An 18,419-nucleotide genomic window follows, 5' to 3' on the forward strand; every position below is an offset into this window, starting at 1 on the left:
TCGTCAGATGCGATCCGGGTGAGGGGGTACAGGTCCCTCGACGATCACAATTGCGGAGACATAGCCCCTCACCCCAACCCTCTCCCCGCAAGAGCGGGGCGAGGGAGAATTGAAGCCGTCAGTCCTTCAGGAACTCGCCGGCCTTGTACAGCGCGCGGAATTGCAACCCGGCTTTGGTAAAAGTCTCGGTCGCGCCTTCCTCGCGGTCGACCATGGTGAAGACCAGCGCGATCTCGCCGCCGGCCTCGCGCACCGCTTCCACTGCCTTCAGGGCCGAGCCGCCGGTCGTGGTGACGTCCTCGACGATCACGATGCGCTTGCCGGCGAGACTCTCGCCCTTGGCGAGCCCTTCGACTGAAAGCTTCGCGCCGTGCTCCTTCGGCTTCTTGCGCACGAAGAAGGCGGCGATCGGGTGGCCCTTCAACCAGGACAGCTGCGCGATGGCGCCGGCGAGCGGCACCGCGCCCATCTCGAGTCCGCCGACGAAATCGAGCTTGTCGTCCTTCAGCGCCTCATAGGTCAGCTCAGCGAGCAGCGCCGCGCCCTCGGGATCGAGCATCGTCGGCTTCAGGTTGAAATAGAAGTCGCTCTTGCGGCCCGACGCCAAGGTGATCTCGCCGCGGCCGAACGAGCGCTTGCGGATGATCTCGGCGAGGCGGGCGCGGGAGGCTGATTTGGACAAAGACTTTTTCCCTTGAGGGTTTGAGGCGGGCGGCAATCTATCCACGCTGACCGGCACATTCCAGCGCGGAAATCGGGCCGTCAACAGCGCCTACGCCGCCATTTCCGCGGGCGAGCTTTCCGGAAAGCGCGGTTGTGCGGCCGTCTCGATCCCCGTAAGCAGGCCCAAACGCTCGGCCAACCACTCGGCTAAACATTTGGCCAAACACTTGCGAGGGAAGCGGAAATGACCATCGAGCTGCACACCTGGAACACGCCGAATGGCGCAAGATCTCGGTGGCGCTCGAGGAAATGGGGCTGCCCTACAAGGTGATCCCGGTGAACATCGGCAAGGGCGAGCAGATGGCGCCCGCCTTCCTCGCGATCAGCCCGAACAACAAGATCCCGGCGATCGTCGATCCCGATGGTCCCGGCGGCAAGCCGGTCAGCATCTTCGAGTCCGGCGCGATCCTGCTCTATCTCGGCGAGAAGACCGGCAAGTTCCTGCCGAAGTCGCTCAGCGAGCGGATCCCGGTCTACGAGTGGCTGATGTGGCAGATGGGCGGGTTCGGCCCGATGCCGGGCCAGGTCCATCATTTCATCGCACTGGAGAATGAGCAGGACCGCGCCTACGGCCTGAAGCGCTACATGGCCGAGACGCGGCGGCTCTACGGCGTGCTGGACCGCCGGCTGGATGGCCGCGAGTACGTCGCCGGCGATCTCTCGGTGGCCGATTTCGCCATCCTCGGCTGGGCCTGGCGCCATCCGCGCCACAAGGTCGACCTCGCCGACTTCCCCAACGTCAAGCGCTGGTACGAGACCCTGATGGCCCGCCCCGCAACGAAGCGCGGGATGGAGGCGAAGCTGGATTGAACTCACCCTCTCCCCTTGTGGGAGAGGGTGCCCGAGTGAAACGAGGGCGGGTGAGGGGTTCTCTCCGCGGATGCAGACCCCTCATCCGTCGCGGACTGCGTCCGCGCCACCTTCTCCCACAAGGGAGAAGGAAGAATCGTAGGATGGGTAGAGCGCAGCGAAACCCATCATCTCAACGCACGGCACGAAGTTGATGGGTTTCGCTGCGCTCTACCCATCCTACGCTGCATCGCTAGGCCTTCCTTGCCTCGAGCGCCATCTTCATCGCAAGCCCTGCGAGCACCGTGCCCATCAGCCAGCGCTGCACCAGCAGCCAGGTCGGGCGGGTGCCGAGGAACACTGCGATCGAGCCCGCAGCGAGCGCGATCATCGCGTTGACGCTGACGCTGATCACGATCTGGATCGAGCCGAGTGCGAGCGACTGCGTCAGCACGCTGCCGCCTGTGGGATCGATGAACTGCGGCAGCAGCGCCAGATAAAGCATCGCGATCTTCGGATTCAGCAGATTGGTGAGGAAGCCCATCGCGAACAATTTGCGCGGGCCGTCGATCTTCAGCGCCTTGACCTGGAACGGCGAGCGGCCGCCGGGCCTCACGGCCTGCCATGCCAGCCACAGCAGATAGCCAGCGCCGGCAAAGCGCAGCGCGTCATAGGCGTAGGGGATCGCGAACAGCAGCGCTGTGATGCCGAACGCCGCGCACAGCATGTAGAACACGAAGCCGAGCGCGACGCCGCCGAGCGAGACGATGCCGGCCGCCGGCCCCTGCGTGATCGAGCGCGAGATCAGGTACATCATGTTCGGTCCCGGCGTCAGCACCATGCCGAGGCAGACGAGCGCAAAGCCGAGCAGGGCGGATGTGTGGGGCATGATGGGTCTCGCGAGGGGATGCACGCACTTCTAGCGTGTCGTCTGCGACGCGGCCATGCTGGAATTGCTCTCGGAGCAATGTGGTTTGCACCTCGCCCCGGTCTCTCATCGTCATTCCGGGGCTCGCCGCAGGCGAGAACCCGGAATCCATTCATCCACACGTTATGCGGTCCGATGGATTCCGGGTTCGTGCTTCGCACGCCCCGGAATGACGATGAGAGAGCGGAGCGAGGTGGACTCTAATGTGCCTCGTCCCAATTGTTTGCCGCCCGCGCGTCGACCTGCAGCGGCAGCGACAGGATCACGGCCGGGAACGGCGCGTCCTGCATCACCTTCTGCACGACCGGCAGCGTCGCCGCGACTTCGCCGTCGGGCACCTCGAAGATCAGTTCGTCATGCACCTGCAGCAGCATCTGCGCCGAGAGCTTCTTCTCGGTCAGCGCATCCTCGACCCGGATCATGGCGCGGCGGATGATGTCGGCCGCGGTACCCTGCAGGCGGGCATTGATCGCGGCGCGTTCGTTGAAGGCACGCACCGAGGCGTTGGAGGCCTTGATGTCGGGGTAGTACATCTTGCGGCCGAACAGCGTCGTCACATAGCCGTTGCGGCGGCAGGAGTCCTTGGTCTCGTCCATATAGGCGCGGATGCCGGGGAAGCGCTCGAAGTATTTCTTGATGTAGGCCGAAGCCTCCTCGCGCGCGATGCCGAGCTGGTTGGCAAGGCCGAACGCCGAGATGCCGTAGATGATGCCGAAATTGATCGCCTTGGCACGGCGCCGCACCTCGCTCGGCATGTCCTTGATCGGCACGCCGAACATTTCGGAGGCGGTCATCGCGTGAATGTCGAGCCCGTCGCGGAATGCCTGGCGCAGCACCGGCACGTCGGCGATCTCTGCGAGCAGCCGCAATTCAATTTGCGAGTAGTCGGCCGACACCAGCTTGTGCCCGGGCGTCGCGATGAAGGCGCGGCGGATCTTGCGGCCGTCCTCGGTCCGAACCGGGATGTTCTGCAAATTCGGCTCGTTCGACGACAGCCGGCCCGTCGTGGTCGCGGCCAGCGCGTAGGTGGTGTGGACGCGATGGGTCTGCGGGTTGACGTAGGTCGGCAGCGCGTCGGTGTAGGTCGATTTCAGCTTCGAGACCTGGCGCCACTCCAAAATCTTCTTCGGAAATTCGTGGCCCTGCTCGGCGAGATCGTCGAGCACCTGCGCGGTGGTCGACCATGCGCCGGTCTTGGTCTTGGTGCCGCCCGGCAATCCCATCTTGCCGAAGATGATGTCGCCGATCTGCTTCGGGCTGCCGACATTGACCGGCTCGCCGGCGATCTCCTGGATCTCGGCTTCGACCCGCGCCGCGGTCTGGGCGAAATCGCCCGAGAGGCGCGAGAGCACCTGGCGGTCGATCGAGATGCCCCGGCGCTCCATTCGCGCCAGCACCGAGACCAGCGGCCGCTCCAGCGTCTCGTACACCGTCGTCATCCGTTCGGCGACGAGGCGCGGCTTCAACACGCGCCACAGCCGCAGGATCACGTCGGCGCTCTCGGCCGCGTATTCGGTCGCCTTGTCGATCGTGACCTGATCGAAGGTCAGCTTGCCCTTGCCGCTGCCGACGAGGCCGCCGTAATTGACGACGGCATGGCCGAACCAGCGCTCGGCGAGCGCCTCCAGCGCGTGCGAGCCGCGGCCGGCATCCAGCGCATAGGACATCAGCTGCGCGTCATCGATGTTGCGCAGCGTGACGCCGTGTTGCGCCAAGGTCACCGAGGTGAACTTGACGTTGAAGCCGACCTTCTGGATGCCGGCGGACTCCAGCAGCGGCTTCAGCGCCTTCAGCGCATCGGCGGTCTTAAGCTGCCCGGGGGCGAGGCCGGCATCGAACAGGCCGGCGCCGCCGCCGGCCTCTCTGTGGTTGAGCGGCAGGTAGCCGGCGTCGTTGGGCGCCACGGCGAGCGCCAGTCCCGACAGCTCGGCCTGCATCGGGTCGATCGATTCCGACATCGCCTCGATCGCGATGTAGCCGGTGTCGTGCGCTCGCGCGATCAGGGCATTGAGTTGGTCGAGGCTGCCGATCGCCTGATAGAGCTTGCGGTCGAAGCCGGTCTTGCGGATCGCCTCGCCGCGGGCCTCGGCCAGCGTCGCCGGCGTGCCCTTGCGGTTGGAGTTCTTGTCGTCGCGCGCGCCGGTCGGCTTGGCCTTCGCAGGTGGTGCCGCCGCGCCGGCTGTCGGTGCGTCGCCAGGCGCCGGCGTCACGTTCGACGGCGGCAGCGGCGAGAACACGCTGGCGCCGCTCTTGTTGCCGGGATCGGCGTCGACATTGGCGGGGTCGATCTGCGCATAATCGGCGACGCGGCGGGTGAGGGTGGTGAATTCCATCGCCTTGAGGAAGGCGATCAGCCGGCGCGAGTCGGGCTCGTGCACGGCGAGGTCGTCGAGCGGCACCTCGAGATCGACCTTGTCGTCGAGCAGCACGAGCTGGCGCGAGATGCGCGCCTTCTCGGCATTCTCCAGCAGCGCCTCGCGCCGCTTCGGCTGCTTGATCTCGGTGGCGCGGAACAGCAGCTGATCGAGATCGCCATACTCGATGATCAGTTGTGCTGCGGTCTTGATGCCGATGCCGGGCACGCCGGGCACGTTGTCGGTGGAGTCGCCGGCCAGCGCCTGCACCTCGACGACCTTCTCCGGCGGCACGCCGAATTTCTCGATCACCTCCGGGATGCCGATGCGGCGGTCCTTCATCGTGTCGTACATCACGACCTTGTCGGTGACGAGCTGCATCAGGTCCTTGTCCGACGACACGATGGTCGTGCTCGCACCGCGCTCGTTGGCCTGCCGCGCATAGGTCGCGATCAGATCGTCGGCCTCGAAGCCCGCCTGCTCGAGACAGGGCAGGTCGAAGGCGCGCACCGCTTCGCGGATCAGCGCAAATTGCGGGATCAGATCGTCGGGCGCCGGCGGCCGGTGCGCCTTGTAATCGGGATAGAGCTTGTTGCGGAACGTGATCTCGGACTTGTCGAACACGATCGCCAGATGGGTCGGCCGGTTGTCCTCGGGCATGTCGCGCAGCAGCTTCCACAGCATGTTGCAGAAGCCGAGCACCGCGTTGACCTGCAGCCCGTCGGACTTGCGGTTGAGCGGCGGCAGCGCGTGGTAGGCGCGGAAGATGTAGGACGAACCATCGACCAGAAAGACATGGTCGCCCTTCGCCGCAGCTTTGGCAGCGACAGGCTTTGGGGCGGTCTTCGGAGCGGGCTTGGCGGGGTCTTTGGAGGCTGTTTTCGGCATGGCCGAAACTTAGGGATTTTTGCGGAGAATGACAGCCTTACGTGTGTGGATTCCGGGCGCGCCGCACAGCGAATTCGATGAATTTGATGAGGATGCACAGGCGTAGTCCCGTCATCCTGAGGTGCGAGCGCAGCGAGCCTCGAAGGATAAATCGGCCACGGCCGGGCCGTTCATCCTTCGAGACGCCGCTTCGCGGCTCCTCAGGATGACGGAGGTAGAACGATGACGGGGATAGAACCGGAACGAGCTAAGCCTTATCCCCGGTCGGCGAGAACAGATAGCCGCCGCCGCGGATGGTCCGGATCACCGACGGCTTGGTCGGGTCGAACTCGATCTTGCGGCGGATGCGCATGATGCGCAGGTCGACGGCGCGGTCGAAGGCTTCGGCGTCGCGTGCATTGGCCAGTTCCAAGAGCCGCTCGCGCGACAGCACCCGCTTCGGGTTGGCGGCGAACACTTTCAGCAGCCCGAATTCGGAGGCCGTCAGCGGGTGCTCATTGCCCTCGTCGTCGCGCAGCGCCTGGGCCTCGAGGTCGAGCCATTTGGTGCCGAACCGCACCAGCTGCTCCTTTTCGGCCTTCGCGCTCGCCGGTTCCGGCGCGGCCGACTTCGCCGGCCCGCTCCGCCGCAGCACCGAGCGGATCCGCGCCATCAGCTCGCGCAGCTCGCAGGGCTTGGCCACGTAATCGTCGGCGCCGAGCTCGAGCCCGACCACGCGGTCGATCGGGCTGGCAGTAGCTGTCAGCATGATGACGGGGACGTTGATCTTGCTCTTGAGGTCGCGAATGATCGACAGCCCGTCTTCCTCGGGCATGTTGAGGTCCAGCACCACGAGATCGGGCGTGCTGCTCTCGATCTCCTTGCGCAGGCTCTTGCCGCCGTCGCACAGCGTCACGCCGAAGCCGTGCATCTTGAGGTAATCGCCGACCATCTCGCGGGCCGGCGCCTCGTCGTCGACGATGAAGATATGCGGGTTCTGGTTCATGTCTCTGTCGCCGGCAGTGTAACCGTAAAGGTCGACCCCTGTCCGGGGCCCGGGCTCTGCGCGGTCACATGGCCGCCATGCATGTCGATGATGCGCTTGACGATGGAAAGGCCGAGGCCGGTCGAGCTTTCGCCCGCGGTCGGCTTGGCCGACAGCCGCTGGAACCGGCCGAACAGCCGGCTGAGGTCCTCCGGGCTGAGGCCGGGGCCCTGGTCGACGATCCGGATCACGGTGTCGTCGCCCTCGTGGCTGACCGCGACCGTGATCTTGCCGCCGATCGGCGAATATTTGATGGCGTTGCTGACCAGGTTGTCGATCGCCTCGCGGATCCGGTCGGCGTCGCACATCGTGACGAAGTGCTGCGGCCCCGAGACCGAGATGCTCTGCTGCTTGTTGACGGCCGAGGGCAGATTGGCCTCGGTGACCTCGTTGACGAGGGCCGCGACATCGACCGGCTCGCGGCGGATGGTGATGTCGAAGGCGTCCGCCATCGCATCCGAGATCAGGTGATCGACCATCGAGGTCAGCCGCTTGGTGGCGTCCCTGATGTGCTCGACCTGCGAGGTGACGTTTTCCTTCGGCGAGCCGGCGCCGATCAGTTCGGTCAGCATCTCGGTGCGGCCGAGGATCACGCCGAGCGGATTCTTTAAGTCGTGGGCGACGGTGCCGAGGATCTCGTTCTTGAAGCCGTTGGCGCGCTGCAGCCGCAGCCATTGCGCCGACAGCCGGCGATTGGCCTGCATCAGCGCGCGGGTGCGCTGCGCGACGCGGTCCTCGAGCTGGGTGTTGGCCTCGTGCAGCTGCTGGTACAGGATCACATTGTCGAACGCGATCGACAGCCGGCTCGAGAAGATCTCGACCAGCGCGCGGTCGGTGTCGGAGAGCTGGCGCTCGGCCTGCAGCAGCACGACGACCTCGCGGCCAGAGCCGGTGCGCGAATAGAGCACGCTGCGGTGGTCGGCGAACTCGTTCTTGCGGCGCTGGAATGCTTCCTCGACCATGTGCCTGAGGTCGGCATCGAGCGCCTTCGACGAAGTGGTGCCGATGAAGCGGCTGTAGCAGCCGGAGCAGGCCAGCACCGAGAAATCGCATGCGGCGGCGTTGCCGTCGTCGCGCAGCACCAGGATGCCGGCGCAATCGACATTGAGCAGCGAGGCGAGTTGGGTCAGCACGCCCTCGGCCAGCCGCTGCATCGACTTGAAGTCGTACAGCGTCGAGGCGGCGTCGATGATGATCTCGAGCCCGCGCCGCGTCTGCACCATGCGCTCGAGCTGCTGGTAGCTGCGCAGCGCCGCGGTCAGCGAGGTGAACAGCTTGTCGGCGGTGAGCTCGGTCTTCGCCTTGTAGTCGTTGATGTCGTACTGCACGATGACGCGCCGTTCCGGCGCCTGGCCGGGCTGGCCGGTGCGCAGGATGATGCGGACGGTCTCGTTCTTGATCTCGTTGCGGATGTATTCGACGAGCTCGAGGCCGGCGACGTCGGTCTCCATGATGACGTCGAGCAGCACGGCCGCGATGTCGGGATTGTCCCGCATCAGCGTGCGGCCTTCTGCCGCGGAATAGGCCGAGAGGATCTCGAGCGTCGCGCCGTTCAGGTTGTAGTCGCTCAGCGCGAAACGGGTGCCCTCATGGACGGCGTGATCGTCGTCGATCACGGCGATCTTCCATTTGCGGGCCGACGAGTCCTCCGAGGGGCTCTCGGTATCGTCGATCAGTTGGAGGACATCGTCCTGTTCGGCCATTGACTGGTTCCGTCGGCTGCTGCGTCAGTGATCGTGGGCTCGCCCATGGGAGCCCCCTTGGCGATCCTGGGCATGATAATGCGAAAAGTGGTGCCTTGTCCTACCCTTGACTCCAGCATCATGCGTCCGCCGAGCTGCTGGGTGACGAGGTTATAGACGATATGGAGGCCGAGGCCCGTACCACCTTCGTTGCGGCGCGTCGTAAAGAACGGGTCGAACGCCTGTCGCTGCACGTCCGGCGTCATGCCAGCCCCGTCGTCCGCGAAGATGATCTCGACATCGTCAGCGCCGCGCCCGCGCGCCGAGATCGTGATGTTGCCGGAGCGGCCGTCGGCAAAGGCATGATTGACCGCGTTGAGGAAAAGATTGGTTAAGATCTGGCCATAGGCGCCGGGATAGCCGTCGATCAGCAAGCCGTCGGGCACATCGACGGACAGCGCGATCGCGGCCTTCTTCAGCACCGGCCGCAGGCTCGCCACGATCTGGTCGGTGGATTCGCTTAAAGAGAACTGACGCCGCTCGGCATGCGAGCGGTCGACCGCGACCTGCTTGAACGACTGGATCAGCTCGCCGGCGCGCTGCAGGTTCGAGACCAGTTGCTGCGATGCGTCACGCGAGGCGCGCACGAAGTCGTCGAGCCTGGAGCGGCGCAGCGGCTCGGTCTTCAAATCGTTCTCGAACATCTCGCTGCGGCGGGCAAAGCTCGAGGCGACCGTCAGGCTGATGCCGATCGGATTGTTGACCTCGTGGGCGACGCCGGCAACGAGGCCACCGAGCGCGGCGAGGCGCTCGGCATCGATCAGGTTCTGCTGCGCAGTGTTGAGCTCGAGCAGCGCGCTCTCGGCCTTCTCCTTGGCGGTGCGCAGCTCGTCCTCGGTCTTGCGCTTGGCGATCGCATTCTCGCGGAACACCTCGACGGCGCGCGCCATCGCGCCGACCTCGTCCTTGGCCGAGGTGCCCTGCACCGGCCGGTCGAGATCGCCCGAGGTGATGGTGCGCATCGCGGCCATGATCTGCGCCAGCGGCAGCCGGATCGACAATGCGATCATCACGCCGGCGGACATGATGACGCCGAGGAAGATCACCGCGATCGACAGCACCCGGCGCGAGATCGACGTCAGCGTCTTGTCGAACGTCTCCTGCGCCTTCTGCTCGCGCTGGCGCATCTTCACCGAGAGATCGTCGATCGCGCCGATCGCGTCGGCCTGGCTGGCGTCGATCGAGTTGCGCAACAGGTCGGTGCGGTTGGTGAGCTGCTCGCTCAGCTTGCCGAGGCCGTCGCGCAGCTCGGCGGTCTTGACCTTGAGCCGCGCCAGCGCCATGCGCTGCAGATCGTTCTCGGCCAGATCGGTCATGACCGGGATCGTCTTCTCGATCGTATCGATGTTGCGTCGGGCTTCCTCGGCCGACGAGGAGGCCAGCGAGAGGTAGTAGGCATTGGCGGCGACCAAGAGCGAGGTGAACGCTTCGCGCGACTTGCCGAGCGCCGGCCAGATCAGCGCGTCGCGATGGCCGGTGGCGCCCTCGATGATCGAATACAGCCCGGCCATGTCCCTGGTCGGTGTCAGCACCTGCTCGTCATAGGTCTTGGAGATCTTGGTCTGCACCGTGCGCAATTCGCCGAAGCCGTCGAGGAAGCGGCTGGTGGCGCGTTCGAGCTGCTCGACCGAGCCCGACAGCATCGGGTCGGTCGAGGCGCGGTTGGTCAGCGTGCCGAGCACGGCCTCGCGCAGCAGCAGGATTTCCGCGAACAGGTCCGGGCTCGGCTGGTTGATGTAGCGATGGATCAGGTTCTGCAGCCGGCTGGTCTCGCTTTCGAGCTTGGCCAGGATCTTGTCGGATTCCCGCACCTGGCGGACATCATCCCAGGCCGAGCCGAGCACCTTCGAGCCGTTCCAGATCAGCACCGCGAGCACGATCACGACTGCGGAATTGAGCAGCGCGATCGACAGGATGCGCCAGCGGATCGGCACCGCACGCAGCAACTGGACGATGCGGAAGCGGCCCTGCGGCCCGAAGGCCGCCCGCCGTCGCTTCGTCCCGTCCTGTTGGGGTGCGTCCAAGATCCGGTCACTCCACGCTGCGGATGCGTTCGATCAGCGCTGCGATCGCCGGATCGCGCTCGGCCTTGGCATAGATGCCGGCCATCGCCGCCTCGAACGGCTTGCGGTCGAAGTCGGTGACGACCTGGACGCCCGCGAGCTCCGCCTGCTTGCGCGAGCGCTCCTCGAGCTCCCGCCACTTCTCGCGCATGTAAAGGCTGGAGCGCTGCGCGGCGTCGCGGAAGATGGTCTGCTCGTCCGGCGAGAGGCTGGCCCAGGCCTTGCGCGACATCACCAGCACTTCGGGGCTCACGGTGTGTTGGGTCAACGTGTAATAGCCGGCATATTTGTAGTGGCCGGTGGTGACGAAGGACGGCCAGTTGTTCTCGGCGCCGTCGATCAGCCGGTTGGCAAGCCCGGTCAGCACCTGGCCGTAGGCCATCTGGACCGGCTGGGCGCCGAGCGCGCGGATCATATCCGACATTTGTTCGGATTGCTGCACGCGCAGCCGCAACCCCTTGAGGTCGTCGAGCGAACGCACCGGGTGCACGCTGTTATAGATCGATCGGCCGCCCGAATCGTAGAAGGTGAGCCCGACGAAGCCGTGGTCCTCGAGACTGCCCAGGATCTCGTTGCCGATCGGCCCGTCCAGCACATGCTGCAGGTGCTCAAGCGATCGAAACAGGAACGGCATCGCCAGCACGTTGACGGACGGCACCATGGTCCCGATCAGCGCGACATTGGTCCGGTTCAGATCTATGGCACCGGCCCGGGTCTGCTCCAGCGTCTCCTTTTCCTCGCCGAGCTGGCGGGAATGGAAGACCACGATGCGGTGCCGGCCGCCGGTGCGTTCGGCGATCAGGCGGTCCATGTAATTCAGCGCCTGGACGGTCGGATAGTCTTCATTCTGGGTGTCGGCGGTGCGGAACTCGCGCGCAAAAGCACTCGCCGAAACCGCTGCCCATGACAGCGCGACGGCAAGCGTTATTGTCCGCGAAAGGCCGGCGCGGCGATACACAGGCTACAATTCCCCTTGTGATTTGTGTCCAGGGCGGGAGGAAAAGGTTCAACGCTTTTAGCAGAATGGCGATGGTTCGCCCATCGGCCAAACGTTAATTTGGCACTGCAACCTGCCGTGTCGATTGAATCTGCGGTTGTAGCGCCGTATGACGGCGTGTTGGCATCCGGGAACGACTCGTCGTGAAGCTCGCCTTGAAGCTCGCCTTGAAGCTCGCCTTGAAGCTCTTGCATCTCGTCGTCGTGACCCTTCTGCTTGTGGCGCCTGCGCAAGCGGCTACCGAGATCATGTGGTGGCACGCGATGTCGGGCGAGCTCGGCAAGCAGCTCGAGAAGCTCGCCGCCGACTTCAACGCCTCGCAATCCGACTACCGGATCGTGCCCGCCTACAAGGGCAACTACACCGAGACCGTCACCGCGGCGATCTTCGCCTTCCGCTCGCGCAGCCAGCCGGCGATCGTTCAGGTCAATGAGATTGCCACGGCAACCATGATGGCGGCGCGCGGCGCGATCTATCCGGTGTTCGAGCTGATGCGCGATCAGTCCGAGGCGTTCGCGCCATCGGCCTATCTGCCCGCAGTGGCCGGCTACTACGCCGATGTCGACGGCAACATGCTGTCGTTCCCGTTCAACGCCTCGACGCCGATCCTTTACTACAACATGGATATGTTCCGCTCCGCCGGGCTCGATCCGAGCCAGCCGCCGAAGACCTGGGCCGAGCTCGGTACGATGGCGAAGCGGCTGCGCGCGGCCGGCGCGATGTGCGGCGTCACCACGTCATGGCCGTCCTGGATCAATGTCGAGAACTTCTCCGCATTCCACAATCTGCCGATCGCGACCAGGGCCAACGGCTTTGCCGGGCTCGACGCGCAGCTGGTCTTCAACAACCCGATCGTGGTGCGTCATATCGCGCAGCTCGCGCAGTGGCAGGCCGACAAGTCGTTCGACTACAGCGGCCGCGGGCAGGCGGCCGAGCCGCGCTTCCAGAAGGGCGAGTGCGGCATCTTCATCGGCTCGTCGGGCACCCGCGCCGACATCAAGGCCAATTCGAAATTCGAGGTCGGCTACGGCATGATGCCGTACGAGGCCGACGTGCAGGGCGCGCCGCAGAACTCGATCATCGGCGGCGCGACACTGTGGGTGCTGCGCGACCGCCCGCGCGCCGAATATGCCGGGGTGGCGAAGTTCTTCGCCTATCTGTCGCGGCCCGAGGTGCAGGCGGCCTGGCATCAGAACACGGGCTATCTGCCGATCACCCGCGCCGCGTTCGATCTCAGCCGCGCGCAGGGCTTCTACGATCGCAATCCCGGCGCCTCGATCTCGATCGAGGAGGTCACGCTGAAGCCGCCGACCGACAAGTCGAGGGGGGTCCGCCTCGGCTCGTTCGTGCTGGTCCGCGACGTGATCGAGGAGGAACTCGAGCAGGTGTTCGCCGGCAAGCGTTCGGCGCAGGCCGCGATGGACAACGCCGTCGAGCGCGGCAACCGCCTGCTGCGCCAGTTCGAGCGCGCCAATCCGGATCGGTGATGATGCATCCCCTTCGTCATTGCGAGGAGCGAAGCGACGAAGCAATCCATCCCTCCGTGTATGCCGAAGCATGGATTGCTTCGCGGAGCCTGTCATCCGGCGGCGCTTTGCGCCGACCGGGTGGCTCGCAATGACGCCACTGCATGACCTCGCAACTTCCACCCCTCACCGCCTACGACACCTACCGCGCCTGGCGCGGCGACACGTCGCGCTGGTTGCCGGTCGCGCGCGACATTGCCGATGGCCACGGGCTCTCCTGGGGTAGGCCGCATGTGTTCTCGACCGGCACCAACCTCGTTGTCGGACTCGACGGCGACCTGATCCTGAAGCTGTTTCCGCCGTTCCTGCGCCCGCAATTCGTCTCCGAGCGCGGCGCGCTCGCTGCGTTGCGCGGACGGCTCGGCATTCCGATTCCCGATCTCATCGCGGAGGGCGAGCGCGACGGCTGGCCTTATCTCGTCATCACGCACCTCGCCGGCACCGTCGGCTCGGAGGTCTGGCCATCGCTGTCGGAAGCCGAGCGGGAGCGCGTGCTCGGCGAGATCGGTGCCGTGATCGCCGAGGTGCAGCGCGTGCCGCCCGGCAGCCTGCTGGCGATCGAGCCGCGCTGGGATGCCTTCATGCGCGGCCAGATCGCGCAGTGCCGGGCACGGCACGAGCGGCTCGGCCTGCCGGCGAAATTCCTCACCTCGCTCGACGATCTCCTGCGTGACGCCACCGAGTTGATCCCGATGCACGCGCCGCCGGTGATCCTGACCGGCGAGTACATCCCGGAGAATTTCCTGCTGGGGCGCCGCGCCGACGGCTGGCATGTCGCCGGCCTGTTCGATTTCGGCGATGTCCGCACCGGGTGGGGCGAGTACGATCTGCTCGGTCCCAGCGCGTTCATGGCCGCCGGGCATCCGCGAAGGGTGCGCAGCCTGTTCGACGGCTTCGGCATCCCGCGCAGCGAGGTGACGTTCACGCTGAAGCGGCGGCTGATGGCGCTGATGATGCTGCACTGGGCCAGCGATCCGCTCCGCCACATCTGCATCACGAGCTGGCCGGACCGGGTGGATGACTTCGTGCAGTTGCAGGAACTGATCTGGCCGGACTAGTTCTGCTGCGTCAAAGGGCGCTCTTCCCTTATGGGGGGCTGCCAGCCGTCATTGCGAGCCACCCGGTCGGCGCAAGGCGCCGCCGGATGACAGGCTCCGCGAAGCAATCCATCAGGCCGCAAACGCGGATAGATGGATTGCTTCGACGCTATCGCTCCTCGCAATGACGGCGGAGGAAGCGCCTGTATCGCGGTCGGGTTAGCCAGCCTTGCTGCCGGTCTCTGCTATCGGCCAGAACGCAAGCATCGTCCGTGCTGTGCATATACATTGAGCAGACAGTCGTCCTTTGTATGCAATTCGAGATGCTTCGCGTACGGTGGACCAAGATACCTTTGCCATATTTATCAAATAATTACATATAGTTAGCTCCTCATAAGCTTTCGTTAAGGGTTGGCACAATCCTTGCGAACTGAGTTCCAAGGCCCGCTCCCGGGCGTGGAGCATCACATGAAGCGTCGCGATTTCCTCAAATCGGTGTCTGGACTGGCCGCGGGGGCGCTGGCGCCGACCGCGCCCGCGATCTGGTCGCCGGCCAAGGCCGATGCGCGCTCCGAGACGCTGCTCATCGTCTCCGAAGGCGGTCCGAACAATCTCGACATCCACGGCATCGGCACCAACGTGCCCGGCTATGAGGTGTCGTGGAATTGCTACGACCGGCTGATCAGCCACGAGATGAAGAGCGGCCCCGGCGGCGTGCCCTATTACGACCGCGACAAGTTCAAGCCCGAGCTCGCCGAGGACATGAACATCGGCGACATGTCGGTCACTTTCAAGCTGCGCAAGAACGCCAAATTCCATGACGGCACGCCTGTCACGGCGAAGGACGTCAAATGGTCGCTCGACCGTGCCGTCAGCGTCGGCGGCTTCCCGACCTTCCAGATGAGCGCGGGCTCGCTGACCAAGCCCGAGCAGTTCGTGATCGTCGACGACCATACGGTGCGCGTCGACTTCCTCTGGAAGGACAAGCTCACGATCCCCGACCTCGCTGTCATCGTGCCCTGCGTCGTCAACTCGGAGCTGGTGAAGAAGAACGCCAGCGAGAAGGATCCGTGGGGCCTCGAATTCACCAAGCAGCAGACCGCGGGCTCCGGCGCCTACAAGGTGACCAAATGGACCGCCGGCACCGAAGTCGTCATGGAGCGGAACGACGACTGGGTCTCGGGCCCGCTGCCGAAGATCAAGCGCGTGATCTGGCGCATGGTGCCGCAGGCCGGCAACCGCCGGGCGCTGCTCGAGCGCGGTGATGCCGACATCTCCTACGAGCTGCCGTTCAAGGATTTCCAGGAGATGAAGGCGAACGGCAAGCTCAACGTGGTCTCGCTGCCGTTCTCCAACGGTATCCAGTATATCGGCATGAACGTCACCAAGCCGCCGTTCGACAATCCCAAGGTGCGGCAGGCGATGGCCTACGCGATGCCCTACCAAAAAATCATGGATGCGGTGCTGTTCGGCCTCGCCAACCCGATGTTCGGCGCCGCCAAGGACAAGCCGACCGAGGTCGCCTGGCCGCAGCCGACCAAGTATGTCACCGACATGGAGAAGGCCAAGGCCCTGCTCGCGGAGGCCGGCTACGCCAACGGCTTCGAGACCACGATCTCGTTCGACCTGAATTTCGCCGGGGTCAACGAGCCGCTCTGCGTGCTGGTGCAGGAGAGCCTCGCGCAGCTCGGCATCAAGACCACGATCAACAAGGTGCCCGGCGCCAACTGGCGCACCGAGCTCACCAAGAAGGAAATGCCGCTGTTCACCAACGTGTTCTCGGGCTGGCTCGATTACCCCGAGTACTTCTTCTACTGGTGCTATCACGGCAACAATTCGATCTTCAACACGATGAGCTACAAGTCGCCGGAGATGGACAAGCTCATCGACGGCGCGCGCATCGCCGCCGCCAACGGCGACAGCGCGGCCTACGACGCCGACGTCAAGGGCTTCGTCGATCTCGCCTTCGCCGACATCCCGCGCATCCCGCTCTATCAGCCCTTCGTCAACGTCGCGATGCAGAAGAACATCTCGGGCTACGAATACTGGTTCCACCGCCGCCTCGACTATCGCGCGATGGCGAAGGGGTGAGGCGGTGATGCGAGCTCGCGATGCATCCGCGTGTGCAAGTGAGGTGGCCACGTCTCTCAGGCTCCCTCCCCCTTGCGGGGGAGGGTGGGGAGAGGGGTAAGCCGCACGCTCGTATGGACGACGTCGAGCGAGATCGTGCCGAACCATTCGCCGCATCACGAGCGCATGGTCGGTGCGCTGTATCTGGCCTCTGAGCAAGCGGCCACCCCTCTCCCCAACCCTCCCCCGCAAGGGGGGAGGGAGCCCTACCAGTCCCGTTGTGGCTTTGCATGGTGCCGTTGGGAGCAAGTCATGCTGTCCCTGATCGGCAAGCGGCTCTTGTTCGCGATCCCGTCGCTGATCGGGGTCGTGATCGTGACGTTCCTGCTGACGCGCGCGCTGCCGGGCGATCCCGCGGCGTATTTTGCCGGGCCTGCGGCGACCAAGGAGGCGGTCGACCAGATCAGGAAGAAGCTCGGCTTCGACAAGCCGCTGATCGAGCAGTTCGTCCGCTACACGGGCGATCTCGCCCGCGGCGATCTCGGCACCTCGCTCACCACGGGCCAGCCGGTCGCGGCCGAGTTGCGCAATCGCCTGCCGGCGTCGGCTGAGCTCACCCTGCTCGGCCTCGTCGTCTCGATCGTGATGGCGATCCCGCTCGGCGTGCTGGCGGCGACGCGGCCGGGCTCCTGGATCGACCATCTCTGCCGCGTCACGACGACGGCCGGCGTGTCGCTGCCGGTGTTCTTCACCGGGCTCGTGCTGGTGTACGTGTTCTATTTCCGGCTCGGCTGGGCGCCGGCGCCACTCGGCCGGCTCGACGTGTTCTACAGCGCGCCGCCGACCGTTACCGGCTTCTATCTGATCGACACGCTGATCGCGCGGGACTTCGAGGCGTTCCGCTCGGCACTCAGCCAGTTGATCCTGCCGGCGGTGACGCTTGCGATCTTCTCGCTGGCGCCGATCGCGCGCATGACGCGCGCCTCGATGCTGGCGGTGCTGGCCTCGGATTTCGTCCGCACCGCGCGCGCCAGTGGCCTGTCGCCAGGCAAGGTGATCGTGACCTACGCTTTCCGCAACGCGATGCTGCCGGTCATCACCACGCTCAGCATGGTGTTCTCGTTCCTGCTCGGCGCCAACGTGCTGGTGGAGAAGGTGTTCGCCTGGCCCGGCATCGGCTCCTATGCGGTCGAGGCGCTGATCGCATCAGACTTCGCGCCCGTCCAAGGCTTCGTGCTGACCATGGCGGTCATGTACGTGCTGCTCAACCTGCTGATCGACATCCTCTACGGCGTGATCGATCCGCGCGCCGGCTGGAAGGGTAGGGAGGACCGATGAGCAGCGTTGCCCCCACTGTTGAACCGGCCGGGCCTGCCCGCACATCCGGACTTGCCGCAGTCTTCGAGCAGACCCGCTATGTGCTGGGCGAGAACAAGGTCACCGGCTTTGCCTTCGCACTGCTGATCCTGATCATGTTCGCCGCGCTGTTCGGCCCCTATGTGGTGCCGTACGACCCGCTCGCGTCCGACACCGCGGCGGCATTGAAGCCGCCGTCCGCCGCGCACTGGTTCGGCACCGATCAGCTCGGCCGCGACATCTTCAGCCGCGTCATCGTCGCAACCCGGCTCGACACCTTCATCGCGGTCGCCTCCGTCGTGCTGGTGTTCCTGATGGGCGGGCTGGCCGGCATCGCCGCCGGCTATTTCGGCGGCTGGACCGACCGCATCGTCGGCCGCATCGCCGACACCATCATGGCGTTTCCGCTGTTCGTGCTTGCGATGGGTATCGTCGCGGCGCTCGGCAACACGGTGCAGAACATCATCATCGCGACCGCGATCGTGAATTTTCCGCTCTATGCCCGCGTCGCGCGCGCCGAAGCCAATGTCCGCCGCAACGCCGGCTTCGTGCAGGCGGCGCGGCTGTCAGGCAATGGCGAATACCGCATCCTGCTCGGTCACATCCTGCCGAACATCATGCCGATCATGATCGTGCAGATGTCGCTGACCATGGGCTATGCGATCCTCAACGCCGCGGGCCTGTCCTTCATCGGGCTCGGCGTGCGGCCGCCGACCGCGGAGTGGGGCATCATGGTCGCCGAGGGCGCCGGCTTCATGGTGTCCGGCGAATGGTGGATCGCGCTATTCCCCGGCCTCGCGCTGATGATCGCGGTGTTCTGCTTCAACCTGCTCGGCGACGGCCTGCGCGACATCGTCGACCCGCAGCGGAGGACGTGAGCGATGATCTCCAGCCTGCGCCGCCTTTTCCTTTGCCTCGCCCC

12 protein-coding genes and 1 pseudogene are annotated in these 18,419 nt (G+C 65.3%); 6 read left to right on the top strand and 7 right to left on the bottom strand.

All coding sequences use genetic code 11. The features are described from left to right. Nucleotides 1–118 precede the first annotated feature (118 nt). Nucleotides 119–682 (bottom strand): orotate phosphoribosyltransferase, encoded by a 564-nt coding sequence (pyrE, locus tag AKN84_RS40235; RefSeq protein ID WP_050425906.1) that lies wholly within the window; start codon nucleotides 680–682, stop codon nucleotides 119–121. A gap of 225 nt (nucleotides 683–907) precedes the next feature. Here pyrE and AKN84_RS40240 point away from each other — a divergent pair. Next, nucleotides 908–1,533, top strand: a pseudogene (locus AKN84_RS40240) (glutathione S-transferase family protein). A 232-nt stretch (nucleotides 1,534–1,765) separates the two neighbouring features. Here AKN84_RS40240 and AKN84_RS40245 read toward each other — a convergent pair. From AKN84_RS40245 to AKN84_RS40270, 6 genes are all read right to left on the bottom strand, one after another. Next, nucleotides 1,766–2,401 (bottom strand): LysE family translocator, encoded by a 636-nt coding sequence (locus tag AKN84_RS40245; RefSeq protein ID WP_050425907.1) that lies wholly within the window; start codon nucleotides 2,399–2,401, stop codon nucleotides 1,766–1,768. Nucleotides 2,402–2,640: 239 nt separating this feature from the next. After that, a complete protein-coding gene (polA, locus tag AKN84_RS40250) occupies nucleotides 2,641–5,682 on the bottom strand; it encodes a DNA polymerase I (protein WP_050425908.1) in 3,042 nt (1,013 codons plus the stop codon). A gap of 247 nt (nucleotides 5,683–5,929) precedes the next feature. After that, nucleotides 5,930–6,667: a response regulator gene (locus AKN84_RS40255; RefSeq protein WP_050425909.1), complete on the bottom strand. Its 738-nt coding sequence runs from the start codon at nucleotides 6,665–6,667 to the stop codon at nucleotides 5,930–5,932. Then, nucleotides 6,664–8,409, bottom strand: a complete 1,746-nt coding sequence (locus AKN84_RS40260; RefSeq protein WP_050425910.1) for an ATP-binding response regulator — start codon at nucleotides 8,407–8,409, stop codon at nucleotides 6,664–6,666. Before AKN84_RS40260 ends, AKN84_RS40255 begins: the two co-directional genes overlap by 4 nt. Beyond that, nucleotides 8,379–10,382 (bottom strand): sensor histidine kinase, encoded by a 2,004-nt coding sequence (locus AKN84_RS40265; protein WP_050425920.1) that lies wholly within the window; start codon nucleotides 10,380–10,382, stop codon nucleotides 8,379–8,381. The genes AKN84_RS40260 and AKN84_RS40265 overlap by 31 nt, the downstream gene beginning before the upstream one ends. Before the next feature lie 97 nt (nucleotides 10,383–10,479). Continuing rightward, on the bottom strand, nucleotides 10,480–11,469 hold the full coding sequence (locus tag AKN84_RS40270) for a TRAP transporter substrate-binding protein (protein ID WP_050425911.1): 990 nt from the start codon (nucleotides 11,467–11,469) through the stop codon (nucleotides 10,480–10,482). A 206-nt stretch (nucleotides 11,470–11,675) separates the two neighbouring features. Between AKN84_RS40270 and ugpB the strand changes: the two genes are divergently transcribed. The 5 genes from ugpB to AKN84_RS40295 all read left to right on the top strand — a co-directional run bounded on the left by ugpB (nucleotide 11,676) and on the right by AKN84_RS40295 (nucleotide 18,375). Further along, on the top strand, nucleotides 11,676–12,995 hold the full coding sequence (gene ugpB, locus AKN84_RS40275) for a sn-glycerol-3-phosphate ABC transporter substrate-binding protein UgpB (RefSeq protein ID WP_050425921.1): 1,320 nt from the start codon (nucleotides 11,676–11,678) through the stop codon (nucleotides 12,993–12,995). Nucleotides 12,996–13,138: 143 nt separating this feature from the next. Continuing rightward, on the top strand, nucleotides 13,139–14,092 hold the full coding sequence (locus tag AKN84_RS40280) for an aminoglycoside phosphotransferase family protein (protein WP_050425912.1): 954 nt from the start codon (nucleotides 13,139–13,141) through the stop codon (nucleotides 14,090–14,092). 447 nt (nucleotides 14,093–14,539) lie between these two features. Further along, nucleotides 14,540–16,162, top strand: coding sequence for an ABC transporter substrate-binding protein (locus AKN84_RS40285; RefSeq protein WP_050425913.1), 1,623 nt, complete (start codon nucleotides 14,540–14,542; stop codon nucleotides 16,160–16,162). A gap of 291 nt (nucleotides 16,163–16,453) precedes the next feature. After that, nucleotides 16,454–17,479 (top strand): ABC transporter permease, encoded by a 1,026-nt coding sequence (locus tag AKN84_RS40290; protein ID WP_050425914.1) that lies wholly within the window; start codon nucleotides 16,454–16,456, stop codon nucleotides 17,477–17,479. After that, complete coding sequence (locus tag AKN84_RS40295; RefSeq protein ID WP_050425915.1) at nucleotides 17,476–18,375, top strand: ABC transporter permease; 900 nt, start codon at nucleotides 17,476–17,478, stop codon at nucleotides 18,373–18,375. Before AKN84_RS40290 ends, AKN84_RS40295 begins: the two co-directional genes overlap by 4 nt. Nucleotides 18,376–18,419 lie beyond the last annotated feature (44 nt).

Origin of the sequence: Bradyrhizobium tropiciagri, from assembly GCF_001189845.1 — a bacterium.
GTDB classification, from domain to species: Bacteria; Pseudomonadota; Alphaproteobacteria; order Rhizobiales; family Xanthobacteraceae; genus Bradyrhizobium; species Bradyrhizobium tropiciagri.